The sequence below is a fragment of the Holophagales bacterium genome (assembly GCA_016719485.1).
Taxonomy (GTDB): domain Bacteria; phylum Acidobacteriota; class Thermoanaerobaculia; order UBA5066; family UBA5066; genus UBA5066.
The window spans coordinates 1-24711 of sequence record JADJZB010000010.1; the positions used below are offsets into that span (position 1 = coordinate 1).

Annotated in this window: 24 protein-coding genes and 3 pseudogenes; 8 read left to right on the top strand and 19 right to left on the bottom strand. The window is 71.1% G+C overall.

Annotation, left to right across the window (positions count from 1 at the left end; genetic code table 11):
- Window positions 1-764 precede the first annotated feature (764 nt).
- From IPN03_08615 to rplU, 10 genes and pseudogenes are all read right to left on the bottom strand, one after another.
- A pseudogene (locus IPN03_08615) lies at window positions 765-1016 on the bottom strand (type II toxin-antitoxin system Phd/YefM family antitoxin).
- Window positions 1017-1085: 69 nt separating this feature from the next.
- Window positions 1086-2297: pseudogene (locus tag IPN03_08620) on the bottom strand (S8 family serine peptidase).
- A 245-nt stretch (window positions 2298-2542) separates the two neighbouring features.
- A complete protein-coding gene (locus IPN03_08625) occupies window positions 2543-4027 on the bottom strand; it encodes a hypothetical protein (GenBank protein ID MBK9373778.1) in 1485 nt (494 codons plus the stop codon).
- Between the two features lie 17 nt (window positions 4028-4044).
- On the bottom strand, window positions 4045-4410 hold the full coding sequence (locus IPN03_08630; protein ID MBK9373779.1) for a TraR/DksA family transcriptional regulator: 366 nt from the start codon (window positions 4408-4410) through the stop codon (window positions 4045-4047).
- Between the two features lie 409 nt (window positions 4411-4819).
- Entirely contained in the window at window positions 4820-5728 is a 909-nt protein-coding gene (locus IPN03_08635; protein MBK9373780.1) for a sigma-54-dependent Fis family transcriptional regulator, read from the bottom strand.
- Window positions 5729-5747: 19 nt separating this feature from the next.
- Entirely contained in the window at window positions 5748-6086 is a 339-nt protein-coding gene (gene rsfS / locus IPN03_08640) for a ribosome silencing factor (GenBank protein MBK9373781.1), read from the bottom strand.
- A gap of 300 nt (window positions 6087-6386) precedes the next feature.
- Window positions 6387-7049: a nicotinate (nicotinamide) nucleotide adenylyltransferase gene (gene nadD, locus IPN03_08645; GenBank protein ID MBK9373782.1), complete on the bottom strand. Its 663-nt coding sequence runs from the start codon at window positions 7047-7049 to the stop codon at window positions 6387-6389.
- Between the two features lie 15 nt (window positions 7050-7064).
- Window positions 7065-8129, bottom strand: coding sequence for a GTPase ObgE (gene obgE, locus IPN03_08650; protein ID MBK9373783.1), 1065 nt, complete (start codon window positions 8127-8129; stop codon window positions 7065-7067).
- A gap of 61 nt (window positions 8130-8190) precedes the next feature.
- A complete protein-coding gene (gene rpmA, locus IPN03_08655; GenBank protein ID MBK9373784.1) occupies window positions 8191-8478 on the bottom strand; it encodes a 50S ribosomal protein L27 in 288 nt (95 codons plus the stop codon).
- Between the two features lie 19 nt (window positions 8479-8497).
- Window positions 8498-8818 (bottom strand): 50S ribosomal protein L21, encoded by a 321-nt coding sequence (gene rplU / locus IPN03_08660; GenBank protein ID MBK9373785.1) that lies wholly within the window; start codon window positions 8816-8818, stop codon window positions 8498-8500.
- A gap of 196 nt (window positions 8819-9014) precedes the next feature.
- Here rplU and IPN03_08665 point away from each other — a divergent pair, with 196 nt between their 5' ends.
- The 4 genes from IPN03_08665 to IPN03_08680 all read left to right on the top strand — a co-directional run bounded on the left by IPN03_08665 (window position 9015) and on the right by IPN03_08680 (window position 12019).
- Window positions 9015-9890 (top strand): hypothetical protein, encoded by an 876-nt coding sequence (locus IPN03_08665; protein MBK9373786.1) that lies wholly within the window; start codon window positions 9015-9017, stop codon window positions 9888-9890.
- 133 nt (window positions 9891-10023) lie between these two features.
- On the top strand, window positions 10024-10596 hold the full coding sequence (locus tag IPN03_08670; GenBank protein ID MBK9373787.1) for a sigma-70 family RNA polymerase sigma factor: 573 nt from the start codon (window positions 10024-10026) through the stop codon (window positions 10594-10596).
- Window positions 10593-10928: a hypothetical protein gene (locus IPN03_08675; GenBank protein ID MBK9373788.1), complete on the top strand. Its 336-nt coding sequence runs from the start codon at window positions 10593-10595 to the stop codon at window positions 10926-10928. Before IPN03_08670 ends, IPN03_08675 begins: the two co-directional genes overlap by 4 nt.
- Window positions 10925-12019, top strand: coding sequence for a hypothetical protein (locus tag IPN03_08680; protein ID MBK9373789.1), 1095 nt, complete (start codon window positions 10925-10927; stop codon window positions 12017-12019). The genes IPN03_08675 and IPN03_08680 overlap by 4 nt, the downstream gene beginning before the upstream one ends.
- Before the next feature lie 94 nt (window positions 12020-12113).
- Here IPN03_08680 and trxB read toward each other — a convergent pair whose 3' ends face one another.
- Window positions 12114-13049 carry a thioredoxin-disulfide reductase gene (trxB, locus tag IPN03_08685; protein MBK9373790.1) on the bottom strand — a complete coding sequence of 312 codons (936 nt, stop codon included), beginning with the start codon at window positions 13047-13049 and terminating at the stop codon, window positions 12114-12116.
- 66 nt (window positions 13050-13115) lie between these two features.
- Between trxB and IPN03_08690 the strand changes: the two genes are divergently transcribed.
- Both IPN03_08690 and sixA read left to right on the top strand, forming a co-directional pair.
- Window positions 13116-13538 (top strand): rubrerythrin, encoded by a 423-nt coding sequence (locus IPN03_08690; protein MBK9373791.1) that lies wholly within the window; start codon window positions 13116-13118, stop codon window positions 13536-13538.
- A gap of 92 nt (window positions 13539-13630) precedes the next feature.
- Entirely contained in the window at window positions 13631-14119 is a 489-nt protein-coding gene (sixA, locus tag IPN03_08695) for a phosphohistidine phosphatase SixA (protein MBK9373792.1), read from the top strand.
- 36 nt (window positions 14120-14155) lie between these two features.
- Here sixA and IPN03_08700 read toward each other — a convergent pair whose 3' ends face one another.
- Entirely contained in the window at window positions 14156-15088 is a 933-nt protein-coding gene (locus IPN03_08700) for a transposase (protein ID MBK9373793.1), read from the bottom strand.
- Window positions 15089-15164: 76 nt separating this feature from the next.
- On the bottom strand, window positions 15165-15752 hold the full coding sequence (locus tag IPN03_08705; protein MBK9373794.1) for a cob(I)yrinic acid a,c-diamide adenosyltransferase: 588 nt from the start codon (window positions 15750-15752) through the stop codon (window positions 15165-15167).
- Window positions 15753-15804: 52 nt separating this feature from the next.
- On the opposite strand from IPN03_08705, the gene IPN03_08710 reads away from it, so the two are divergent.
- Window positions 15805-16614 (top strand): histidinol-phosphatase HisJ family protein, encoded by an 810-nt coding sequence (locus IPN03_08710; protein ID MBK9373795.1) that lies wholly within the window; start codon window positions 15805-15807, stop codon window positions 16612-16614.
- Window positions 16615-16698: 84 nt separating this feature from the next.
- On the opposite strand, the gene IPN03_08715 is transcribed toward IPN03_08710, so the two are convergent.
- Window positions 16699-17172: a 6-carboxytetrahydropterin synthase gene (locus tag IPN03_08715; GenBank protein ID MBK9373796.1), complete on the bottom strand. Its 474-nt coding sequence runs from the start codon at window positions 17170-17172 to the stop codon at window positions 16699-16701.
- Window positions 17173-17206: 34 nt separating this feature from the next.
- On the opposite strand from IPN03_08715, the gene IPN03_08720 reads away from it, so the two are divergent.
- Complete coding sequence (locus IPN03_08720) at window positions 17207-19060, top strand: serine/threonine-protein kinase (GenBank protein MBK9373797.1); 1854 nt, start codon at window positions 17207-17209, stop codon at window positions 19058-19060.
- On the opposite strand, the gene IPN03_08725 is transcribed toward IPN03_08720, so the two are convergent.
- The 5 genes and pseudogenes from IPN03_08725 to zwf form a co-directional block, all read right to left on the bottom strand.
- The gene (locus IPN03_08725; protein MBK9373798.1) at window positions 19053-19568 is read right to left on the bottom strand and encodes an FKBP-type peptidyl-prolyl cis-trans isomerase; all 516 of its coding nucleotides are present in this window, start codon (window positions 19566-19568) and stop codon (window positions 19053-19055) included. The two genes, IPN03_08720 and IPN03_08725, sit on opposite strands and share 8 nt — an antisense overlap.
- A gap of 82 nt (window positions 19569-19650) precedes the next feature.
- Entirely contained in the window at window positions 19651-20691 is a 1041-nt protein-coding gene (gene fbp, locus IPN03_08730) for a class 1 fructose-bisphosphatase (protein MBK9373799.1), read from the bottom strand.
- A gap of 9 nt (window positions 20692-20700) precedes the next feature.
- A pseudogene (gene glk, locus IPN03_08735) lies at window positions 20701-21689 on the bottom strand (glucokinase).
- A 2-nt stretch (window positions 21690-21691) separates the two neighbouring features.
- Window positions 21692-22417 (bottom strand): 6-phosphogluconolactonase, encoded by a 726-nt coding sequence (pgl, locus tag IPN03_08740; protein ID MBK9373800.1) that lies wholly within the window; start codon window positions 22415-22417, stop codon window positions 21692-21694.
- 15 nt (window positions 22418-22432) lie between these two features.
- Window positions 22433-24319: a glucose-6-phosphate dehydrogenase gene (gene zwf, locus IPN03_08745; GenBank protein MBK9373801.1), complete on the bottom strand. Its 1887-nt coding sequence runs from the start codon at window positions 24317-24319 to the stop codon at window positions 22433-22435.
- Window positions 24320-24711: the final 392 nt, after the last annotated feature.

The window sequence follows — 24711 nt, forward strand, 5'->3', positions numbered from 1 at the left end:
GGATCTCGGCTGCGTGAAGATCCTCGCGGGCGAACGACATCCAGCGCTCAGCGGCGTTCATGCAGAGGCCGCCGCCCTGCCCAGAACCGTCCTGAACGAAGGTTCGCTCCCTACCTAGGGGCCGCCTGATCTCCTCGGGGTGTAGACGATCACGTCCTAAGAGTCTCGGCTTCAGGAGCTGGCGTATCTCGGTGACTCTCTTCTTTCAGAACGGCAGCCTGTCTTCTTACGACGACCAGGTTTACGGTCGAGTCCGCACCGTCCTCGCTCAAGTGGAGGAGCCGAAGAGGATTACTCGTTCCGCTCCCTCCCGGACCCGCGAGGAGGGGGAGGCATCGGGCCAACTCGGAATCGAGGCGCGCCTGGCGAGCGGAAAAAGCTCGGTCGACGACACTCGTTCTTCACTTCCGGCCCGACGGTGAAGTTCGGGAGGCGAGATACCAGTCGAGGTCTTGCTCCGTTGGGGTCTGGTATATCGTCCTACAGTCTGCGGGGCTCAGGAGCAGCCGGCGGACCCCGCTCGTAGACGTCGCGCCGGTGCCCCACCGTCGACGACGACTACGACCTTCTCCGCCTCGGCCTGTAGATGATTCGCCAGTCTCCGGTGCGCCAGGAGCGCAGCCCTTCAGCGTGAACGGAGGGGACTTCCCTTGCAGCGGGTCCTTCGCGAGCCCGTCGACGGCGGCCCGCACCCTGTTCCGGGGTCCCGGATCGGAGCTTCCGGATGGCCGCCTTCGCCGTGAGCGTATAGACGACCTCCCAGGTCAACCCCAGACCTCTTCGTGGCCGACCGTGCGGCCCTTCACCGAGGTCGTCGAGCCCCGCCGGATGCTCTTCGAGGTCGGCGTCCGCTAGGATCTCGAGGGTCTCGAGAGCCCCTCGTACTCGTCGACGGACATGAGAACCCCGGCGGGCCGGCCGGATCTCGTAATGACGAACTGCTCGCCCACTTCTTCGACGCGGGAGAGGAGGCGGGCCAGGTGCGTTTTCGCTTCCGAGAGGGGGAGAGTCGTCATGGTCTGATTTTAGACCAGAATTATGGTCCGATTCGGGAATGCAAGGGGTCTGGTCTTCGTTCTACACTTCTACGGCGCCATCGCCAGCCCCGCGCCGATGTCGGTTGCGAGGAGCGGGAAGCCGCGGGCGTGCTGGGTGAGGAGGGTCCAGATCTCGGTGGCGGTGGCCGTCGGGTGCGCTTCGGCCCAGAGGGCGGCGAGGCCGGCGACGTGGGGCGTGGCCATGCTGGTGCCGGAGAGGCGGGCGCTGCGCTCGGGCATGGGGAAGGCGGAGAGGACGTCGACGCCGGGGGCGGCGATATCGACCTGGCCGCCGTTGGGGCTGAGGCCGCGGTTGGAGAAGTAGCCGAGCTGCATCTTCGAGTCGAGGGCGCCGACGGCGAGGATGGAGGGCAGTTGGCCGGGTGGCCGACGGGGGCGTACCAGCCGGTGCGCCGGTCGCTCGTTGCTGGCGGCGGCGACGATGAGGGTGCCCGCGGCGAGGGCGCGCGCTGGCCGACGGCTTCGAAGATCTCGCTGAAGGGGTCGTCGACAGTGACTTCGGCCCCGAGCGACATTGAGACGACGCGCGCGCCCTGTGCGATGGCCCAGTTCAGCCCGGCGAGGATGCCGCCGTCGGCGCCGCCGCCGTTGTCGTCGAGGACCTTGCCCGCGAGGATCGCGGACCCGTAGGCGACGCCGTAGCGGGGCGGGTGGTAGGGCGACCTCGGCCCGCAGGAGGTGCCGATGCAGTGGGTGCCGTGGCCGTGGCCGTCCTGCGCCTTGTAGCCCTTGACGAAGCTGACGGCAGTGACGGAACGCGACGGAAAGTCGGGGTGCTTGAGGTCGAAGCCGGTGTCGAGGACGGCGACCTTGACGCCCTTGCCCGAGAAGGCGGAGGCGGCGGCGCCGGTGGCCTGGAGGCCCCAGGTGGCCTTGCGGCTCGGCCTGCGGGGCGGGCCGCCGCCCTGGGGGAGGCCCGTAGGCGTGGACGTACCGCTCGGGCTCGACCGCGAGGATGCGCGCGGCGTTGTCGGCGGCGGCGGAGCGGATGCGGGCCGTGCGGGCGGCGTCGCGGGGGTCGACGTTGACGAGCGCCACGCCGAGGCGGTCGAAGTAGACCGCGTCGGCGCCCTCGGCCTGCTCGGGGGAAAGGAAGCCCGAGCGGACGTCGAGGGTGGTGGCGATACGGGGGCCCGCGGCGCGCCTCAGGGCCGCGACCGACATGCGGACGGAGCGGTCGGAAAGAAGAACGAGGAAACGGCCCGTGAGGGCGGGAACCCGAGGCGTTGTTGGCGGCATAAGTTGTTACAGGTTAATGAGTTAGAAATAGAAAGTGGCCGAAATGTCGAGCCTCCGGCCCCTTGGGTGGCAGGACCAAAGTCCATGAGGCCACCCTCGTCCCGGCGAGCACCGTCTCTTTTTTCGGACCGCCTGCACGGTCCGCAAGGCGAGCACGACCGGGCTGCTTGAAGCCGAGGGAGGATAGGCTTTTCGACTCGGGAGAGTCAACCCACCGGCATGGGGTCTGGTCTACGCCCTACACTCTACGGCGCGCCGTAGAGTGTAGGGCGTAGACCAGACCCCTTTGGGGAAGACCCCGTCGGGGCGGCCATTCCGAGGAGCCAGGACTGGAGGAGGTCGGGGCCGGAGCCGAGGCCGGTCTTGACGCCGCGGTCGATGGCGGCGAGGCCGGTGAGGGCGGCGGCGAGCTCGTCGACCGTCCAGTCGAAGGAGGCGAGGTAGGCCTTGTGGAGGACGAAGGGGTGGCCGTCGACGGGGACGGGCGCGGCGCCGGGGCGGGGGGTCTTGAGGCGCGGGAGGACGCGGTCGACGAAGACGCGGTAGTCGGCCCGGCGCGCGGGGGGCTCGGCGCCCGGCTCGGCGAGGGCCGCCTTGAGCGCGAGGATGCGGCGGACCTCTCCCGCGAGGAGGCCGAGGAGCGGGAAGAAGGCGGCCTCCCCTTTCGGACCCTTCTTCGCGGGGGCGGCGGGGGCGTCTTTGCCGAAGGAGCGGAAGGCGGTGAAGTCGTCGGCGGCGAAGAGGCGTTCGGCGATGCGGAGGGCGTCGAGGAACTTCTTGCGCGCGACGGCCTCGACGAAGTCGGAGCCGTATTCCTTGCGCTCGTCGGCGACGAGGCGGGCCGCGGCCTCGGCGGTGACGCGGGGGCCGGCGGCGGTGTCGACGAGGCGGTCGAGCTCGGAGAGGAAGGCGCGCGCGGTGAGGCGGCCCCGCTCGGTGAGGGTCTCGAAGACGTCGGGCTCGGCGCTCTTGCCCCGCTCGAGGACCCGCTCGAGGCCGAGGGCGTGGAGGCGCCCGCGGCGTTCGGCGTCGTCGGGGGCGTAGAGGCGCGCGAGGGGCCCGCGGCGCAGCTCGGCGAGGGCGGCGTGGTCGGGGTCGGGCGAGAGGGCGCGCAGGAGGAGGACGTTGTCGCCCGCCCGGGCGCGGAGGACGTAGTCGAGGAGGCGGCCGAGGGCGGTTTCGGCGGCCTCGCCGTCGTCGACGGGACGGGAGAGGAGCTGCGCGAGCTCGGGGGCGCGGTCGCTGCGCTTGACGCGGCCGGTGAGCTTGCGCGCGGTCTCGGCGGGGTCGCCCTCGACGAGGGCGCCGGCGTCGCGCGCGAGGCCGCGGGCCTTGCGGGCGAGGCGGTCGAGGACGCGGGGCTCGGAGGGGGCGCCCGGCGCGGCGCCGAGGCCGGCGCCTTCGGCCTCGTCGAGGAGGGCGTCGATCTCGTCGGCGGTGAGCTTCTTCGTCCGGAGGAGGTCGGTGACGTCGAGCGAGACGAGGCGGTTCGTGGCGAAGAGGGCGATGGTGGCCGCGTCGGCGACGGCCTCTTTCACGCCGTTGCCGGTGCCGTCGTACTCGGTGACCTCACCGTCGGGGAAGGCCCCGGAGAAGACCTTCGAGACGCGGCGCGCCGCTTCGGCGACGAACCACTCGTCGTCGCCGAGGATGGTGAGCACCGGGGGGAGCGGGGCGCTCGCGGCGGCCGCGAGGAGCGGCGCGAGAGCGCCGAACGGGTCGCCGCGCATGGGGGGCTATTGCAGGATCAGAGCAGGCCCTTGTCCTGCATCTCCTGGCACTCGAGGCAGTGCCGGGCCCAGGGAACGGCCTCGAGCCGCTTGTCCTGGACGACGCCCTGGCAGTGGACGCAGACGCCGTAGGTGCCCTGGTCGATCCTGAGGAGCGCCTGCTCGATGAGGAGGAGGGCCTTGCGGTCGGCCTCCGGAGAGGGAGAAAGCGAACTCGCGCGTGTAGGCGGAGGTGGCGCGGTCGACCATGTCCTGCGCCTGCTCGTCCACCGTTTCGTCGGTGACCTCGCGGTTGCGCGAGATGTCGCGGATGAGCTCTTCCTGTCGCACGAGGAGACGACCGCGGTACTTCTCGAACGGGTCCTTCCCGGACCTCTCGGCAGGCTTCGCCGGGGCCTTGGCGACGGGCTTGACGACCGGCTTCGCGGCCGGGGCCACGGGGGCCTTGGCGACGGGTTTGGAGGGGGCCTTGACGGGGGGCTTGGGAGAAGTCTTCACAGGCGTCTTCACGGTGTTCTTTACAGGCGGCTTGGCGGGGCTTTACAGGGGGCTTTCGCAAGGGGGCTTGGCGGAGGTCTTCACCGGGGCTTTCTTGCCCGCGGCCGAGGGTTTCGTCACCATGGGTTTCTCCCTCTTCCAGAGTTCCCGATCACTGTCGGGGCGCCCGTCCAGAGTCGCGGGACTCTAGCACGGTGGGGCGTTGCCGGAGCGGGTTTCCTCTTTGGGGGTCAGGTCTACCTTCTACACTCTGCGGCGGCGCCGCAGAGTGTAGAAGGTAGACCTGACCCCCGGCTATTTCCGGGCGTAGAGGGTCTTTCGGGCGACTCCGAGGCGCCGGGCGGCTTCGGCGACGTTGCCGCCGGCTTCGTCGAGGACGAGGGCGACGTAGGCGTCGGTGAGGCGGCGCAGGGTCCAGCCGGAGCGGGAGGCCGCGGTGAGGATGGCCTCGGGGTCGGAGGCCGAGAGGAGGCCGAGGTGGGGCTCGTCGACGGCGTCGGCGCCGCGGGCTCTCGCCTCGAGAACGGCGCGCCGGACGACGTTCTCCAGCTCGCGAAAGCTCCCCCGGAAGGGGTGCGAGCGCAGGGCCTTGACGGCCGCCGGGGTGAAGGCGAAGGGGCCGCCCGCCTCGCGCAGGAGGGCGCGGGCGGCGGGAAGGACGTCGCCCCGGCGCTCGGCGAGGGCGGGGAGCTTCACCGTGAGGACGGCGAGGCGGTAGTAGAGGTCTTCGCGGAACTCGCCCGTGCGGACGCGGCGCGGCAGGTCGGGCGCGGCGGAGGCGACGAAGCGGGCGTCGACGCGGTTCTCGCGCGTGCCGCCGACGCGCCGGAAGACGCGCTCTTCGAGGACGCGCAGCATCTTTCCCTGGGCGCGCGGCGTGAGGACGTCGATGCGGTCGAGGTAGAGGGTGCCGCCGTCCGCGCCTTCGAGGAGGCCCGGCTTGCCCGCCACCGCTCCGGTGAAGGCGCCGCGCTCGTGCCCGAAGAGCTCGCTGTCGAAGAGGTCGTCGGAGAGGGCGGCGAGGTCGATGCGGACGAAGGGCGCGGCCGCGCGCGCCGAGCGGGAATGGAGGAGGCGGGCGAGACGGTCCTTGCCGGTGCCGGGGGCGCCGAGGAGGAGGACGGTGGCGTCGGAGTCGAGGCTCCGCTCGAGCCGCTCGAGCTCTGCGGCGAGGCCGCGGTGGCGCGTGGCGAAGAGCGTCACGCCTCTGGGCCCCGCAGCCTCAGGTGGTCTTCGTGAAGGCCTGGGTCTCTTCCGGGGCGTCGCCCCAGAGGCGCTCGAGCCCGTAGAAGCGCCGGGCCTCCTCGTGGAAGAGGTGGAAGACGACGTCGCCGTAGTCGAGGAGGATCCACGCGCCCTTGCTGTAGCCCTCGTGGGAGTAGGTGCGCCGCCCCTCGGCCTTCATCGCCAGCTCCACCGCGTCGGACATCGCCTGGCACTGCCGCTCGTTGGTGGCGGAGGCGAGGACGAAGTACTCGGCGAAGGCGTTGAGCGTTTTCAGGTTGAGGACGACGAGCTTCTCGGCCTTCTTGTCGAGGAGCGCCTGGACGGAGCGCTGCATCTGGTGCTGCACGCGCAGGTCGGCCTCGGCGTTGCGGTCTGCCCGGGCCTTCTCGGCGGCGGCGGTGGCCGCGGGAGCGCGCTTGCCACGGCTCTTCGTGAGCGTGTCGGCGATGATCTCGTCGACGGCGCCGGCGGGCGGGACGGGAGGCGGGCCCACGGGGGCGCGCTTGCCCATGCCGAGGCTGCGCGGAACGGCGGGGCGCCGGCCGGACGCGGGCTTCTTCGGGGCAGCGGCCTTGCGAGCGGGGGCGGCCTTCTTGGCCGCGGTCGCCGGCTTCGCCGTCTTCGTTCCCGCCCGTCAGGGGGCGACGTACAGGCGGTGACGCCTTGCGTACCGCTCCACCGCGGGGGGCAGACTTTCGCTCAGGCTTTGGACGCTCGGGAGTGCGCTTCTTATCCACGTGGACGAGATTGTAACCGGGGCGTTCCCGGCCCAGAAGATGGTCTGGTTCTCGGCCACTTCGTCGTGGGGGCGCGCCCCGAGCGGGGCGAGGCGGGCGGAGAGCTCGGGCGGGAGCGTTTCGCGCAGGGACGCGTAGTCGACGCCCTCGCGGTAGACGACGACGATGCGGTGGTCGGCGACGATCTCGCGCCACTCGCGCCAGGTGCCGAGGCCGGCCATCGAGTCGGACCCGACGACGAGGAGGACCTCGCTCTCGGGGTGGTTGGCGCGGACGTGCCGGAGGGTCTCGACGGTGTAGGTGGTGCCGCCGCGCGAGGCCTCGAAGTCGGAGAGGACGAGGTGCGGGTACGCCTCGAGGGCGAGGGCGCACATGGCGAAGCGGTGGAACGCCGAGGCCGACGGCCCCAGCGGCTTGTGGGGCGGTGCGAAGGCGGGGACGTAGAGGATCTCGTCCAGGCCGGTGGCGGCGCGGGCTTCCTCGACGGGGAGAAGGTGGCCGAGGTGGATGGGGTCGAAGGAGCCACCGTAGATGCCGAGGAGATGCGTGCGGTGCAGCATCGGGCGTCTACCGCTCTACCCTTCGGCGGGCGGGAGGATCGACTCGACGGGCAGGACGGGGACGGGTTTGGCGTGCATCGCCTCGAGCCGGCTTCCGAGCCAGGTGACGAGGGCGTCGAGGCCCTTGTGGGCCGCGCCCGAGATGGCGAAGAAGCGCAGCCCGCGGCGCTCGGCGGCGGCCTTCATGGCGGCGATCTGCTCTTCGGAGGCGATCTCGATCTTGTTGGCGCAGAGGACGCGCTCGCGCGCGGCCAGCTCGGGGGCGAAGGCCTGGAGCTCGCCCTCGATGATGGAGACGGCTTTCTCGGCGGCGGCGTCGGGGTCTTCGGGGTCGAGGGCCGCGGTGTCGACGAGGTGGCAGAGGAGGCGCGAGCGCTCGACGTGCCTGAGGAAGCGGATGCCGAGGCCGTGGCCTTCGCTGGCCCCCTCGATGAGGCCGGGGACGTCGGCGGCGACGAAGGTCTTGAAGCGCTCCCACGAGACGACGCCGAGGTTGGGGACGAGCGTCGTGAAGGGGTAGTCGGCGATCTTCGGGCGCGCGGCCGAGATGGCGGCGATGAGGGTGGACTTGCCGGCGTTCGGGAAGCCGACGAGGGCGACGTCGGCGAGGAGCTTCAGCTCGAGGGCGAGGGCACGCCGTTCGCCCTCGCCGCCGGGGTCGGCGCGGCGGGGCGTGCGGTGCGACGGCGTGGCGAAGTGCTGGTTGCCGCGCCCGCCCTTTCCGCCCTGGACGACGACGAAGGACTGCTCGTGCTCGGCGAGGTCGGCGAGGACTTCGCCCGAGTCGGCGTCCTTGATGACGGTGCCGACGGGGACGGTGATGTCGACGTCGAAGCCCTTCTTGCCCTTGCAGTTCGAGCCCATGCCGTGCTGACCGCGGCCGGCCGCGAAACGCTTCTTGAAGCGGAAGGGGTAGAGGGTGTTGAAGTTCTCGTCGGCGTGGAAGCGGACGCTGCCGCCGTCTCCCCCGTCGCCGCCGTTCGGGCCGCCGTGAGGCTCGCCCTTCTCGCGGCGGAACGCGACACAGCCGTTGCCGCCATCGCCGGCCACGACCTGGATCGACGCCTCGTCGAGAAACATTTCCTAGAGACCCGCGCCGGAGGTTTCGGTTCGGGGCGCCGTGAAGGCGCCCCGGCCGGAATCAGCTGGCAGCAGGAGCCTCGGTGCTCGGGTGCGCGCCAGGCTTGACGCTGACGAAGCGGCCCAGGCGACCCTTGTCCTTGAAGTCGACGATGCCGTCGACCATCGCGAAGAGCGAGTCGTCCTTGGCGCGGCCGACGTTGTCGCCCGGCTTGAGCGGGGTGCCCCGCTGCCGGACGAGGATCGAGCCACCCGTGACCCACTGGCCCGCGAAACGCTTCACGCCGAGGCGCTGGGCGTTGGAGTCGCGGCCGTTGCGGGAGGAACCCTGACCTTTTTTGTGAGCCATAGCAGCGTCCTCGGGTGTCTCAGGCCGAGATCGAGTCGATCCGGACTTCGATGAGGTTCTGGCGGTGCCCGTGGGACCGCTGGTACCCCTTGCGCTTCTTCTTCTTGTAGACGATGAGCTTGGGGCCCCTCATCTCGCGCACGACGACGCCGTGAACGGCGGCGCCAGCGACGAGCGGAGAGCCGAGACGAAGGGTGTCCCCATCGCCGACGGCCAGGACCTCGGGCAGCTCGAGCGCATCGCCCTTGACGAAGGTCTTTTTCGGGAAACGCTCGATCTGGATGACGTCGCCCTTGGCGACCCTGACCTGCTTCCCACCAGTGCGGATAACGGCGTACATCGATTCCTCCCCCGACCTCGGGTCAAAAGGGCCGATGAACATACCGCCGCCCGCCCGGAATGTCAAAGCCCACGAGGAGGGCTGGGGGTCAGGTCTACCTTCTACACTCTACGCGGCCGCGTAGAGTGTAGAAGGTAGACCTGACCCCATTCGAGGAGGGGATAAGATTGCTGCAAGGCGGCAGAAGGAGGCTCTCGTGGTTCGTGCTTTTCGCGCGGTCTGTGTCGCTCTCGTGTCGCTGGCCCTCGACCTGCCGGCTTTCGGCGCCGGGAAGGTCGTCTTCTCGACGAAACCGATCGACCCGGCCGCTCCCGCCAGCCTGACGACGACGTTCAAGGCGGGCGAGAGGATCTACGCCCTCATGCAGTGGGAGAAGCCGCTGGCCGAGGTCTACCCGGGCAAGGACCAGGTGATGCTCCGGCTCGAGATCGACGGGCAGGCGGTGCACTACCAGTACCTGACGTTCAAGAACCCGGGCCTGATGAAGTCGAAGGCGCTGCGCGTGGACGTGGCGCCCGACCCGGCGCAGATGACGGCGTACAAGGACCCCGGGCTCGCCTGGGGCGCGGGTCACAAGAACCTGAAGGTGGGCCCCGAGGCCTACACGTTCTTCCTCGGGCAGCTCTCCCCCGGCCGGCACACTGTGGTGCTGCGCGACTTCGACTTCGGAGAATCGAAGTCGACCGGGTCGTTCACGGTGGAGGGAAGCGACTACGCCGCCTACGCCAAGCTCCACGAGCAGATGAAGGGGGCGGTGGCGGCGTCGGCCACGTTCCCCGAGGCGAAGATGAAGAACGCCGCGCTCGAGGCGGAGATGAAGAAGCTCCTCGGAAACGCGGGCTGGAAGGGGATCAAGCGCCTCGCCATCGTCGACAAGGACTGGTGGATCGACCGGGTCTCCGGGGGCGACAGCCCGGTGGAGTCGCGCCACATGGCCGCCGCCGCCGAGGCGTGCGACGGGGCCGGCTGCTACTACAAGGTCTGCACCTTCCACCAGCGCTCGCTCCTCGGCGGAGGCTTCGGCAAGCTGGAGCTGACGGACCAGGGGGAGAGAAAGGCCCTGCCGAAGTAGAGAGGGAGGCTGGGGGTCAGGTCTACCGTCTACACTCTACGCGGTCGCGTAGAGTGTAGACGGTAGACCTGACCCCCTCCTGCTTGTGACAAGACGTTGGGGCGGGAACGTCTTACGTACGATGGAACTCGTCATGGACGTCGAAGCTCCCGCGGGCCCTGGTCGGGATGTGGAGTGGGCCGCGGCGCTGCGGGGCTCCTTCCAGGCTCTCGCCGGGGGCGATGCCGCGGCCCTCGAGACGATCTGGGAGGTGGCGAGCCGTCGGCTCTACGGGCTCGCGCTCTGGCGGACCGGGAACGCGGAAGACGCGAGCGACGTGGTGCAGGAGGTCTTCGTCCGGCTGGCTTCCCGGCGGGTGGAGCTCTCGCGGGTGTCGACGCCGCACGTGTGGCTCCTGGCTGTGACGCACAACGCCGCCATGGATCGTGTGCGGCGCCGCGAGCGCCGACGTTCCGAGCCGATCGAGAGCGCCGCGCTCGTGGCCGCCCCGGTGCACGACCCCGGACGAAGGGTCGAGGCCGAGCGGATGTCGCGGCTCCTTGCCGAGCTGCCCGAGGCCCAGCGCGAAGCCGTTGCGCTGCGGCACGTCGAGGGGTGCTCTTACCGCGAGATCGGGCGCATCACCGGCGTGCCGACGTTCACCGCGGCGAGCCGCTGCCGTCTCGGGCTCGCGCGTCTTCGGCGGCTGATGGAGGGATTTCGATGAATCGCGACGACCTGTTCCGGGGCTTCGAGCCCCCTCCCCCGCCGCCCGGGCTGCGCGAGGCTGCGCTTCGGGCCGGGCGCGCGGCGATGGCCGCCTCCCCAGCGCCCGACCGCTGGACGGCTCTCTTCACGAGCCGGAGCCTGCGCGTCGCCTGGCTGACCGCCGTCCTCGTCCTCACGTTCGCCCACGCCCGCGTCCCGCGGGAGGGCCGTGCCGTCGTCACCGCGGCAGGCGCCGAGCTCGAGCTGACCGAGGTCGCGCAGCTCTCCCGCCTTGCCGAGAACTCCCCGCGCGCTGCCGCGGGTTTTGCCCTCGAAGGAGGTCCGCTGTGAACCGCTCCCGAACCTACGTCCTCGGTGCCCTCGCGCTCGTGATCGCCCTCGCAGCCACGCTCGGCGTGCGGCTCCTCCGCGCCGAGGACCGGGGCGCGCCGGGCCACCCGGCGCTGAACCTCCTGCGGCACACCGAGGCCGCCCCCGCAGCCCGTGTCCCCGCCCCGGCCGCCCTCCCCGCAGGACTGCTCGAGGTCCCCTACTGGGGCTCGCCGGCCGGCATGGACGGCTGGCCCGTCGCGTTCCGGACCGACCTCGACCTCCTCGCGCCGCTCGGCGACGGGCCCGCGAATGCGGCCCTCTGGCTGAAGGACTTCACGAGGCCCGACGGGCCGCGATTCGCGGAGGCGGAGGCCGCGATGAAGCGCCGGGTGGACGGCGCCCGGGACCTCGGGAAGGTCCTCCCGCCGGACGATCCGCTCCTCAGGGAGGCCGAGCCGTGGGCCGACCAGGCGACGATGCGCTTCTACCCCGACATCCTTCCGATCCGGGGATTCGAGACGCCGATCCCGAACCTCCTCGTGTCGCTGAACGTGGCGAAGTCGTGGGTCTCGCGCGCGCTGGCGGATCCCGATGCCCCTGGCGCCCTCGACGACTGCCGAAGGGCCATCCGCTGGGGGCGCCTGCTCCGCCAGGAAGGGACGACCGTCATCCAGGACCTCGTCGGCCTCGCGTGCATCCGGAGCGGCGCGCAGGGGATCTACGAGATCGCCTCACGCCGCGGGGAGGCGCCGACGGCGCTCGTGGCCGCGATCGTCCTCGGAGAGCACGCCCCGCAGAGGCTACGCACGCAGCAGCTCGTCACGAAGCTCTCGGTCCTCGACGAGGGAGGCTTTCGGATCACCGACCGCAAGGTCGAGGAGCTCGCCGAGGCGATCCGCACGCTGCCCGACCTGCGATTTCGCGGCGAGGCGATCATCCAGATGGCGATCGTCCGGAGCGTCGGGACGAGGGACCAGCGCGAGCGCGCCGAGGAGGCCCTGCGCGGGGCCGCCGCGACGAAGGACCCCGTGCAAGCCGCTCTCGTCCGCTGGGCGCAGGGATCGGACTTCTCGAAGAGCGATCTCCTGAAGATGGCCGGCGCCGAGTAGGGAGCTGGGGGTCAGGTCTACCTTCTACACTCTACGCGGGCCGCGTAGAGTGTAGAAGGTAGACCTGACCCCATCTTGGGGCAGCGCCCCCGGCTCAGTGCGCGAGCCAGCGCTCGACGTCGATGGCGCTCTTGCAGCCTTCGCCGGCGGCGCTGACGGCCTGGCGGTAGATGTGGTCGGCGACGTCGCCGGCGGCGAAGACGCCTTCGACCGACGTGTAGGTCGTCGGGTGCTTCACCTCGAGGTAGCCGACGTCGTTCATCGCGAGCTTGCCGCGGAAGATCTTCGTGTTGGGCTCGTGGCCGATGGCCGAGAAGTAGCCCTTCACCGGGATCTCGCGCTCGGCGCCGGTCTTGAGGTTCTTCACGCGGATGCCGGCGACGCCGGTCTCGGGCTCGCCGAGGATCTCGGTGATGGTGCTGTCCCAGAGGACCTCGATCTTCGGGTTGTCGAGGGTGCGCTGGGCCATGATCTTCGAGGCGCGGAACTCGTTGCGGCGGTGGACGAGCCAGACCTTCGTCGCGAACTTGGTGAGGAAGTTCGCCTCTTCCATGGCGGTGTCGCCGCCGCCGACGATGGCGACCTCCTTGCCGCGGAAGAAGAAGCCGTCGCACGTGGCGCAGGCGGAGACGCCGTGCCCCATGAGCTTCTGCTCGCTCGGGAGGCCGAGGTACTTGGCCGTGGCGCCGGAGGCGATGATGAGGGCGTCGCACGTGACCTTCGCGCCGCTCTCGAGGGAGAGCGTGAAGGGGCGCTTGTCGAGGTCGGCGTCGACGACGGTGTCGGTGGCGACCTCGGTGCCGAAGCGGACGGCCTGCTTGCGGGTGACGTCCATCAGCTCGGTGCCCTGGATGCCGTGCTCGAAGCCGGGGTAGTTCTCGACCTCGGTCGTGGTGGTGAGCTGCCCGCCCGGCTGGACGCCCTCGAGGACGAGAGGCTCGAGGTTGGCGCGGGAGGCGTAGATGGCGGCGGTGAGGCCCGCGGGCCCCGACCCGATGATGACGACCTTGTAGTGGCTCTTGTTCGGCATGGTTTCCTCGCTGTAGACCTGACCCCGAAAGGGGAGTTTACTGCGGGCTCAGACAGGAGGTTCCGGATGGCCGATCTCAAGGGAACGAAGACTCACGCCAACCTGCTGCGCGCCTTCGCCGAAGAGAGCCAGGCGAACCGTCGCTACCTCTACTTTGCCGACAAGGCCGACATCGAGGGCTACCCCGAGATCGCCGGCAACTTCCGCGACACGGCGGAAGGAGAGACGGGGCACGCGCACGGCCACATGGACTTCCTCAAGGCCGCGGGCGACCCGGCCACGGGTCTCCCGTTCGGCACGACCGAGCTGAACCTCGAGGCGGCGGTGGAGGGCGAGACGTACGAGGCCACGCAGATGTACCCGTCCTTCGCCAGGACCGCCCGCGAGGAGGGCTTCACCGAAGTGGCCGACTGGTTCGAGACGCTCGCGCGCGCCGAGAAGTCGCACGCGAACCGTTTCGCGAAGATGCTCGCGAGCCTTCAGGAGTAAACCCCGACTTCCTTCCCGTTGGAGAACGGCGCTCTTCTCGAGGCGGCGTCGCGACCCTCTTTTCGAAATCGCCGTGTGGTAGATTTTTCGGGATGCTCCTCTACATCCTGCGTCACGCCGAGGCGGAAGCCCTTTCCCCGAGCGGTCTCGACGCGGACCGCGCCCTCACCGACGCGGGTACGAAACGGATGAAGCTCGTGGCGCGCGCCATCGCGAGAATGGAGCCTGGGTTCGACGCGATTCTCCTCTCGCCGCTGCTGCGCGCCCGGCAGACGGCCGAGCCGGTGATCGCGGCGTGCCGCTTCAAGGGTGAGCCCATCGTCACGGAGGCGCTGCTCCCCGGCTCGGACCCGATGAGCATTCTCTCGGAGGTGGAGACGGCGGAGTGGAAGTCGGTGCTCCTGGTGGGCCACGAGCCTCACATGGGGCGCCTCGTCGGCCGCCTCGTCTCGGGGCGCAAGGACGTGGAGGTGCCGATGAAGAAGGCGGCTCTCGCCGTCTTCGAGCTCCACCCCCACCTCGCCCCCGGCCACGCCGAGCTGAAGTCCTACCTCCCCCCCCGCATCCTCGAACGCCTCTAACCCGAGGAGGAGGGGGTCAGGTCTACCTTCTACACTCTACGCGGAGCGTTCCGAGAGGAGCTTCTCGAGCGCGGCGACCTTCTTGCGCACGTCCTTGCTCGCCCCTTCGGGCGCGTTGCGCCGGGCGAGGATCGACGCGCGGGACACCTCGACGCCGAGCGCCTCTCCGATGGCCGGGAGCGTGGCGCGGGCGTGCTTCCTGAGTGCGCCCGCCAGGATCGCCCGTTCCAGCGAGAGGATTCGCGGACGCTGACGCAGCTCGGCGAGGGTCAGCCCGAAGGCCTGCTCGAAAAGGCCGATGACCGCTTCGACCGACGGCGTAACGGGCTCGCGCTGCCTCCGGGGCACCTCGCGGCCTTCGTCGGTCGCCTTCGCCCCCGCCCGGGCCGCCTCGGCGAACGACGCCGAGCCGAGGTAGATCTGGCCGAGGACCTGGCCCCAGGGATCGTAGGAGGCGGCGTCCTTGTCGAGGACGAACTCCCGGTACTTCGCCGCGGCCGTGGCGCGGCGGGAGCCGAACTGCTCGAGCAGGAACGACGTGTCGAGCCACTCGGGTGTGCTCTCCAGGCCCGCGGTCGCCCGGAAGCTGGACCACGGCCAGTCGCCCGCGGAAGCCACGAGGCCGGCGCCGACGGGATTGCGGACGATGTAACGCGACACCTCGAGCAGGTGGGCGTCGCGCTGGACGAGGATCGCCTTGAAGCGGCCCTGGAACACGTGCCCGTCGCGCCCGTGACGCCGGTTGAAGTGCTGGGCGTAGTCGCCGTTGAGCTGGCGCATCCCGCGCGAGAGGGTGGCCTCGGGCGTTCCCACGAGGAGGTGGTAGTGATTGCCCATGAGGACCCAGGCGTGGAGCTTCCAGCCGAAGAGCTCGACGCTGCGGCCGAGGAGCTGCAGGAATTCGCGCCGGTCGGCGTCGTCGAGGAAGACCTCCCGACGCTCGTTCCCGCGTGAGGTGACGTGCCACAGGGCGCCGGCGTGGTCGAGGCGGAGGGGTCGGCTCATGCCGACAGTATAGTGTAGACGGTAGACCTGACCCCCAGCCCTATTCGGGGCGCCAGAGGGCTTCGGGCTCGGAGCGGACCTTGGCGGCCCAGCGGGAGAGGACGAAGAGGAGGTCGGAGAGGCGGTTGAGGTAGACGAGGCACTGGTCGCCGATCGCCTCGTGGCGGCCGAGCGTGGTGACGAGGCGCTCGGCGCGGCGGCAGACCGTGCGGGCCTGGTGGAGGTGGGCTCCGACGAGGCCTCCTCCGGGGAGGACGAACGACGTGAGCTCGGGGAGGCCGGAGTTCAGGTCGTCGATCGTCGCCTCGAGGAACGCGACGTGGTGCGCTTCGATGACGGGCTGCTTCGGGTGGCGGTCGCCGGGGAGGGTGGCGAGGTCGGAGCCGAGGTTGAAGAGCTCGTTCTGGAGGCGGAAGAGGATGGCGTCGAGCGTCTCCTTCACCTCGGGCGAGGCGCCGGGGAGGTCGCGGTTCGTGACGCGGACGACGCCCAGGATGGCGTTGAGCTCGTCCACGGTGCCGTAGCTCTCGATCCGGATGGAGTCCTTCGCGATGCGCTGGCCGCCGACGAGGCTCGTCTCGCCCTTGTCCCCTCCCCGGGTGTAGACGCGGTTGATCCGGATCGCCATGCCTGTCTCCTCTTTTCGCCTCGCTGCCGGACGGCTGCTACCCTCCGCCGCGATGGCCGTAACGGATTACCACGTTCACACCGCACGCTGCGGACACGCGGGCGGCGCGACCCGAGATTACGTCCTCCACGGGCTTTCGCGGGGACTCACCGAGATCGCGATCACCGACCACGTGCCGCTCTACTTCCTCCCCGGCGAGGACCCCGACCCGGGGCTCGCGATGACGCGGGCGGAGCTGCCCGGCTACGTCGAGGAAGTCCTCGCGTTGAGGGAGGAGTTCCGGGGGCGGATCGACGTGCTGCTGGGGATCGAGGCGGACTACGCCGAGGGGCACGAGGAGGAGCTGCGCGCGCTCCTTTCGCCGTACGACTGGGACGTCGTCCTCGGGTCGGTGCACTTCGTCGCCGGCGGGTGGATCGACGCGCCGGGCGCGGGCGCCCGGCACGAGAGCGAGGGGTCGGCGAACCTCTGGAACGCGTATTACAGGCTCGTCGCGAAGGCGGCGGCGTCGGGCCTCTTCGACGTGATGACGCACTTCGACCTGGCGAAGAAGTTCGGGCACCACCGCCCGCCGGAGTGCGAGGCGGCCGAGGACGCCGCGGTGGAGGCGGCGCGCGCCGCGGGAGTGGCGGTGGAAGTCTCGAGCGCGGGGCTGCGCAAGCCCGTGGGCGAGGAGTACCCCGGCCCGAAGCTCCTGACCAAGCTCGTCGCCGCCGGCGTGCCGCTCGTCTTCTCCTCCGACAGCCACGCCCCGGCAGAAGTGGCGTGGGGCCGCGAGCAGGCCGTCGCCGCCGCGAAAGCCGCCGGAGCGACGGGACACGCGACCTGGCGCGGCCGCGTCCGCACCATCCACCCGTTCTAGGTGGGGCCTCCCGAGGGGGGGTCAGGTCTACCTTCTACACTCTGCTGCGAGCAGAGTGTAGAAGGTAGACCTGACCCCCTCCCCCTACCCTCGGAGCTCGACTTTGAAACCGGGGGTGAGGGTGAGGGTGAGGGCGGCGAGGCGGCAGGGCCAGGCTTCCTTGCGGAGGCGGGCGTCGACGCGGTCCCAGATCCAGTGGGCGAGGTTCTCGGCCGTGGGGACGGTGTCGCGGAACTCGGGGATCTCCTCGTTGAGGTTGCGGTGGTCGAGGGGGCGATCGACCTCTTCCTTGAGGAGGCGGTCGAGGTCGGTGAGGTTGACGACCATGCCGTGCTCGGGGTCGGGCTCCCCTTCCACGGAGATCTCGAGGGCGTAGTTGTGTCCGTAGCCCGCGGGATTGGACGCCGCGCCGTAGGTCTCGCGGTTCCACTCCTCGGACCGGTCGCGGCGGAAGAGACGGTGGGCGGCGTTGAAGTGGATCGTCCGCGAGAGGTGGAGCATCGCGGGCGATTCTAGCGAGACGGTGCCCGCGTTGCCTCCCGCTCGGATCTTGAGCATGATGGCCGGAGCGTCACCGACCGAAAGAAGAACGATGAGCCTGCCGCCCGGATCACGCCTCGGACCCTACGAGATCCTCTCCGCGATCGAAGCGGGGGGCATGGGATCGGTCTATCTCGGCCGGGACACCCGCCTGATGCGCGACGTGGCGGTGAAGGTGCTGCCTGTCGGGATGATGGAGGACCCGCGCGCCGTGGAGCGGTTCCTGCGCGAGGCGCGCGCGGCGGCCGCGCTGTCGCACCCGAACATCGTGGCGATCCACGACGTGGGGGACGCCCCGGTGAACGTCCAGGGCCCCTTCGGACCGCGGGAGGTGCGGCTGCGCTACCTCGTGGAGGAGTACGTCGACGGGGGCTCGCTCCGCCGCGTCCTGAAGGGGGGCGTTCGCCCCGATCTCCTCACGATCTCCGGCTGGGCCGTCGGGATCGTCCGCGCGCTCGTGGCCGCGCACGAGAAAGGGCTGATCCACCGGGACCTGAAGCCCGAGAACGTCCTCGTCGACTCCCAGGGGAACGCGAAGATCGCCGACTTCGGCCTCGTCCGCTGGATCTACCCGCAGACGGCCGCCCCGTCGCCGAAGGACGAGGCCAAGAACGGCCCGCCGACGCTGACGCACGCGGGGTTCGTCGTGGGGACGCTCGGGTACATGAGCCCCGAGCAGGTGCTCGGCGGGGCGATCGACGGCCGAAGCGACCTCTTCGGCCTCGGCATCCTCCTGTTCGAGCTGGTGACGGGGTCGTCGCCGTTCGCGCGCAGCAGCACCGACGCCGCCTTCGACGCCGTCCTCAACCACACCCCTTCGCCCCTCCAGTCTTTCGTCTCCAACGTGCCCGATCGCCTGGCGCGGATCGTGTCGTGGTGCCTCGAGAAGGACGCCGCGAAGCGCCCCGCCTCGGCGCGCGAGCTGCTGCCGCACCTCGAGAGGCTGCAGGCAGAGCTCGCCGGGAGCACGCGCGCCTCGTCGACCGGGCTGCCGCGGCTCACCGAGCCGCCGGGTCCACGGGGCGTTCCCCCTCTCCTCTGGCTCGCGACGGCGGCGGCCGTCCTGGTCGCGTTCGTCGCGGGGTTCGCCGCGGGGAGGGCACGTCCCGACAACCGGCCCTCTCCCTCCTCCGCCGCCGCCTGGACCGCCGTGCCGCTCTCCCTGACGGCCGAGCCGGCGATGGAGGTGACGCTCCTGCCGGGCGGCCGCCGCGCCCTCCTCGGAAGCGGCGAGCTCCTGGACGCGGACGCGGGGCGTCTGCGGAGACGTGCCCTCGGCGGAACGCTGGCCGGCCCCGTCGTGGGTGGCTCCGGTAGCGCGGTGATCGGGACGACGGAGGAGGGCATCGTGGAGGTGCCGCTCCCGGCGGGGACGCCCGTGAGGACGCTCGTCGCGGACGGCCTCGAGCCCTGCCTCTCGCCCGACGAGAGCCAGCTGGCGTTCGTCCGCCGCGACGGCAGCTCGAGCGAGCTGTGGGTGGCGCGGCGGGACGGCCACAGCCCGAGGCGCGTGGCCCGGGCCGACACGGCGTTCTGGGCCTGGCCGGTCTTCACCGCCGACGGCGCGAGCCTCCTCTTCTACGACGTGGAGAGGACCGGGCCGCGCGCCGGCACGGGGCTCCTCTTCTCGGTGCGCCTGGCCGAGGGAACGCCCCTCCCCTTCGGCCCCGACGTGCGCCTCGAGCCGGGCGCGCGCCCGGCGATCGCGGAGGGCGGGAGCGTCCTGGTGAGGACGTACGGAATCCGCGACGCGCTGCTCCTGGAGAGGGAAGGGCGCGAGGCGGTGCCGCTGCCGTTCGGGGCAGGGCTCTCGCTCCTCGTCGCCTCGCCCGGGGGAGAGACGATCGCGGCCCGCCCCGAGGGAGGGCCGCTGATCCTCTGGAGAAGAGTCGCCGGCCCTACTTGACGCCCAGGAGCTCGACGTCGAACACGAGGGTGGCACCAGGCGGGATGACGTTGCCCGCTCCGCGGTCGCCGTAGCCGAGCTGGGGCGGGATGAGGAGCGTGCGCTTGCCGCCCACCTTCATCGTGGAGACGCCCTCGTCCCAGCCCTTGATGACCCGCCCGCGCCCGATGGGGAACTCGAACGGGGAGCCGCGGTCGACGGAGCTGTCGAACTTCGTCCCCTTCGCCTCGTTCACCCAGAGCCAGCCCGTGTAGTGCATGACGCAGATCTGGCCCGTCTCGGGGGAGGGACCGGTCCCGACGACGACGTCTTCGTAACCGAGCCCGCTTTCGGTCTTCACCATCTTCGACTCCTTCTTCGCGGCGGCGGGGGCCTCGGCCTTCGCTACGGCGGGGGCCTGGGCATTCGCCTTCGGTGCTCCGGCTTTCGGGGCCTGCTTCTGCTGCGCGGTCGCCGCGGTGGCGGCCAGCGCGAGCGCGCAGACGAGAGCCGTCGTGGACTTCTGCATGTTCGTCCTCCTGAGGTCTCCCGGTCGCCCCGGGAGCGGGGAGTCTAGGGGCGCCCCGGGGGAATGGGAAGCGCGCCGCCCTTCAGGCGGCGGGGGCGGACGCGATCGTCTTCTCCAGCTCCTCGACGTCCTCGCGGCTGCCGATGTAGAGCGGGGTCCGCTGGTGGTTCTCCTCGGGGAAGATGGAGACGATCCGCTTGCGCCCGTCGATCGCCAGTCCGCCCGCCGCCTCGACGACGGCCGCCAGCGGCGCCGCTTCGTACATGAGCCGGAGCTTGCCCTCGGGCGAGCCGTCGGTGCCGGGGTAGAGAAAGATGCCGCCGCGCAGGAGGATCCGGTGGACGTCGACGACGAGGGCTCCCGAGTAGCGCGTGGAGCGCGGGCGGCCGCGCCCGGGATCGGGCGTGCGCAGCGCCTCGACGAAACGTCGCGGCCCCTCGGGCCAGGTGGAGATGAAGCCCTCGTTGCAGGCGTAGTAGGTGCCGCGGCGGGGAATCCGGATGTCGGGATGGGAGAGGAGGAACTCGCCGATGCCCGGATCGAGGGTGAAGCCCTGGACGCCGGCCTTCGGCCCGGCGGTGTAGACGAGCATCGTGGCGGGGCCGTAGACGAAGTAGCCCGCGACGACCTGCTCCTGCGAGATGCGCGCGAGGAGCTCGGCCTCGGAGTGGATCGGGCCTGAGCCGCCGATGCGCCGCACGGAGAAGATCGACCCGACGGCGCCGTTGATGTCGAGGTTGGAGGAGCCGTCGAGCGGGTCGACGAAGACGACGTACTTGCCCGCGCTGGCCGCGACGGCCTCGTTCTCGGGGAGGCGGGCGGGAAGGTCCATCTCCTCGGTGACGACGGTCGGGACGAGCTGCCCGTAGGCGAAGGCCTCGAGGAAGATGTCGTTGGCGAGGGCGTCGAGCTTCTGCTGCTCCTCGCCCTGGACGTTCGTGTGCCCCGAGGGCCCGAGGACCTCCGCGAGGCCGGCGCGGGAGAGGACGCGGGCGATCCGCTTGCCCGCGAGCGCGAGCTGGGAGAGGAGAGCGGAGAGCTCGCCGGTCGCCTGCGGGTAGCGCCGCTCGGTCTCGAAGAGGTGGCGGTGGAGGCGGGTCCCGACGGTTCCGGTGGAGGTCACGGTGTCACCTCATCCCTGTGATGCGCCGGCCGCGGCGCGTGCCGCGGCCCTCGCGGCGCCGAGGATGGCGCAGGAGTCGTTGAGGACGACGCGGATCGGAATGCGCGCCAGGAGCGGCCCGAACCGCCCCTTGGCCGTGAAGGCGGTGAAAAAGCCGTCCCGAAGGAGCGGGAGGATCTTCGGCGCGATGCCGCCGCCGACGTAGACGCCGCCCGTGGCGAGGGTCTTCAGCGCGAGGTTCCCCGCTTCGCCGCCGTAGAGGGAGACGAAGCGGTGCATCGTCCTCTGGCAGACGGGGTCGGTCTCGTCGAGCGCGGCGCGGCTGACGACGGGGGCGGGGTCGCCGGAGGCGGCGATCGCGCTCGTGAGCCACTCGGGCTCGGGAAGGCCGGACAGGTTGCGCTCGAACCGGTAGAGCGTCGCGAGGCCCGGCCCCGAGACGACGCGCTCCCACGAGACGTGCCCGTGGCGCAGGCGGAGGGTCTTCAGGAGCTCGATCTCCTCGTCGTTGCGCGGCGCGAAGGAGGCGTGCCCCCCTCGGAGGGCATCGGGATGAAGCCGCTCGCGGAACGGAAGAGGAGCGCTTCGCCGAGGCCGGTGCCGGCCGAGATGAGGGCGCCGTTGCCCGTGGGGTCTTCCTCGCCCCGGTTGAGGACCTCGAAGTCGGAAGGGCCGAGCTCGGCGAGGCCCCAGGCGTTCGCGGCGAGGTCGTTGAGGACGACCGCGGGGACTCCGAGGTCGGCCCGGATCTCCTCGGCGTCGATGGAGAAGGCGACGTTCGTCCCCTCGGCGCGGCCGTGCCGTACGGGGCCGGCGACGCCGAAGGCCGCCGCTTCGAGCCGCTTCTCGCCCGCGAGGAAGCCGTCGAAGGCGTCGTGAAGGGTCGCGAAATCGCGCGTCGGAAAGCGCGTGCGGCGTTTCTCGACGAGGCGCCCGTCCTCCACTTCGAAGAGGGCGAGGCGCATGTTCGTTCCGCCGACGTCTCCGGCGAGCAGCATCGTCAGTCCTCCCCCGCGGCCGCGCGGTCCAGGAAGAAGAGCCTCTCTCCAACCGGCGGGTCGACGCAAGCGGCGGGAAGGGCGAGGTCTCCGGAGAGGACCCGGGCGAGCGCCTCGCGCTTGCCCCGGCCCGACACCACGAACACGACGGACCGCGCCGCGTTGAGGAGCGGCAGCGTGAACGTGACGCGCGAGGGGGGCGGCTTCGGCGCGCCGTCCACCCTCACGACGAGCCGCACCGTCTCGGCGGCCGCCGGGTGGCCGGGGAAGAGGGAAGCGGTGTGGCCGTCCTCGCCGAGGCCGAGGAGAACGAGGTCGAGGACCGGGACCGCGGGCGCGGGGGCCGAGAGGCGCTCGCGCAGGAGCGCCTCGTACCGCTCGGCCCCGTCGGGCGCGAGCGACGCAACGGGGTGGACGTTCTCGGGCGGGATCGGGACGTGGAAGAGGAGCGCCTCGCGGGCGGCGGCATCGTTGCGGTCGCCGTCGCACTCGCCGACGCAGCGCTCGTCGCCGAAGAAGACCTCGACCGAGCCCCACGGGACGAGGTCGGCCCACGGGGAGTCCGCGAGGCGGCGGTAGGCGGCGAGGGGCGTGGTGCCGCCGGCGAGGGCGACGCGGAAGCGCCCGCGTTCCTCCACTGCTTCGGCGGCGCGCAGCGCGAAGAGCTCGGCGACCCCCTCCGCGAGGGCGGCCGAGGACGGGAACACCGTGACCTGCGTTCTCGGCATGGCTCCGGTCGGGGACTAGGGCCGCCGCCAGCGGCGGCCGTCGCGGGCGAGGAGCTCCATGGCCGCCTCGGGCCCCCAGGTCCCGGCCTCGTAGTTCGGGAGGTCGCGCGGGGGGTTCTCGCGCCAGACGTCGAGGACGGCCGTGACGAGCTCCCACGCCGCCTCCACCTCGTCGCGCCGCGCGAAGAGGGTGGGGTCGCCGTTCAGCGCATCGAGGAGGAGCCGCTCGTAGGCGTCGGGGGTCTTCTCGCCGAAGTGCTCGGAGTACTTGAAGTCCATCTTCACCGTCTCGACGCGCATCGTCGGGCCGGGCTGCTTGGCGCCGATGCGCAGGGCGATCCCCTCGTCGGGCTGGATCCGCAGGACGAGGACGTTCGGCTCGTTTCCGAGGACACCCGCCCTGCGGAAGAGGGCGATGGGCGGCGTCTTGAAGGTGATGGCGATCTCGGTGACACGCTTGGGCAGGCGCTTGCCCGCGCGGAGGTAGAACGGCACGCCGGCCCAGCGCCAGTTCTCGATCTGGAGCTTCCACGCGGCGTACGTCTCGCGGCCGGAGGCGGCGGCGACGTGGGGCTCCTGGCGGTAGCCGGGGACGGGCTGACCGTCGATCGACCCCGGGGCGTACTGGCCGCGCACCGTGTCGCGCAGGATCTCCTCGGGCGTCTGCGGCCGCACCGAGCGGAGGACCTTGACCTTCTCGTCGCGGACGACGTTCGCCTCGAACGCGACGGGCGGCTCCATCGCCACGAGGCAGAGGAGCTGGAGCATGTGGTTCTCGACGATGTCGCGGAAGATCCCCGACTCCTCGTAGAACTTCCCGCGCCCCTCGACGCCGAGCGTCTCGGCGACGGTGATCTGGACGTGGTCGACGTAGCGCCGGTTCCAGAGCGGCTCGAAGATGCCGTTGCCGAGGCGGAAGACGAGGAGGTTCTGGGTCGTCTCCTTGCCGAGGTAGTGGTCGATGCGAAAGATCTGGCTCTCGCGGAACGCGTGGCGGACCTTCTCGTTGAGGGCGCGGGCGGAAGCGAGGTCGTGCCCGAACGGCTTCTCGACGACGAGACGCGACCAGGGGCCGGAGGGCTCCACCGCGTGGACGAGCCCCGCCTCGCCGAGTCGCGCGGCGGCGTCGCCGATGCCCGAGGGCGGGATGGCGAGGTAGTAGAGCCGGTTTCCCGGGAGACCCCGCTCCCCCTCGAGCGCCTCGAGGCGGGCCTTCAGGTCGACGAAGCTCTGCGTCTGCTTCAGGTCGCCCTTGAAGTGGAAGAGGCGCGCGGCGAATCTCCCCCACTCTTCGTCCCCGTGGGCCGTCCGGCCGAACTCGGCGAGGGCGGCGCGCAGGTCGTCGCGCCAGGCGTCGTCGGAGTCGACCGAGCGGGCGAAGCCGACGATCGCCGTCTCCGGGGCGAGCTGCCCCTGGCAGTGGAGCTCGAAGAGGGCCGGGACGAGCTTGCGGCGCGCGAGGTCGCCCGACCCCCCGAAGATGACGATCGTCGCCGCGGGAGGAGAGGTGGAGCTCATGCGCTCGGTCGAACGGGCCGGCGCACTACGTCCGGATCTTGACCGTGCGGGCCGACTCGAGGAGGGCGGCGCGGCGCCGCTCCTCGACGACGCCGAGGAGCTCGTCGTAGGACCTCTCGAAGGAGACGATCCCCTCGCCCTGGAGCTTCTCGCCGAGGGCTCGACGTCGAAGCCGAGCTCCTTGAGCCCGTCGAGCGTCCGGTGCGCCTCGTCGACCCCTTCGAGGACGGTGTCTCCCAGGTCGCGGCCGTGGTCGAGGAGGGCCTCGAGGGTCTTTTCCGGCAGGGTGTTCACGGTGTCGGGGCCGACGAGGTTCTCGACGTAGAGGAGATCGGAGTAGGCGGGGTTCTTCGTCCCGGTGGAGGCCCAGAGCGGGCGCTGCACGCGGGCCCCCCTTCGCCGCGAGCGCCTTCCACGCGCCGGTTCCGAAGGCGGCGAGGTAGTCCTGGTAGACGACCTTGGCGTTCGCGAGGGCGGCCTTGCCGCGCAGGGCCTCGAGCCGGGCGCGAAGCGGCGCGGGAGCCGTGCCCGCCTTCTCGGCCAGGAGCTTGTCGACGAGCGTGTCGACCCGCGAGATGAAGAACGACGCGACGGAGGCGACCTTCGAAGGGTCGCCGCCGGCGGCGACGAAGGCGGCGACGCCGTCCTGGTACGCGTGCGCCACGTCGCGGTAGTGCTTGCGGTTGAACATGAGCGTCACGTTGACCGAGACGCCCGTTCCGATGAGCTCGCGGATGGCGACGCAGCCGGCCGGCGTCGCGGGGACCTTGATGAAG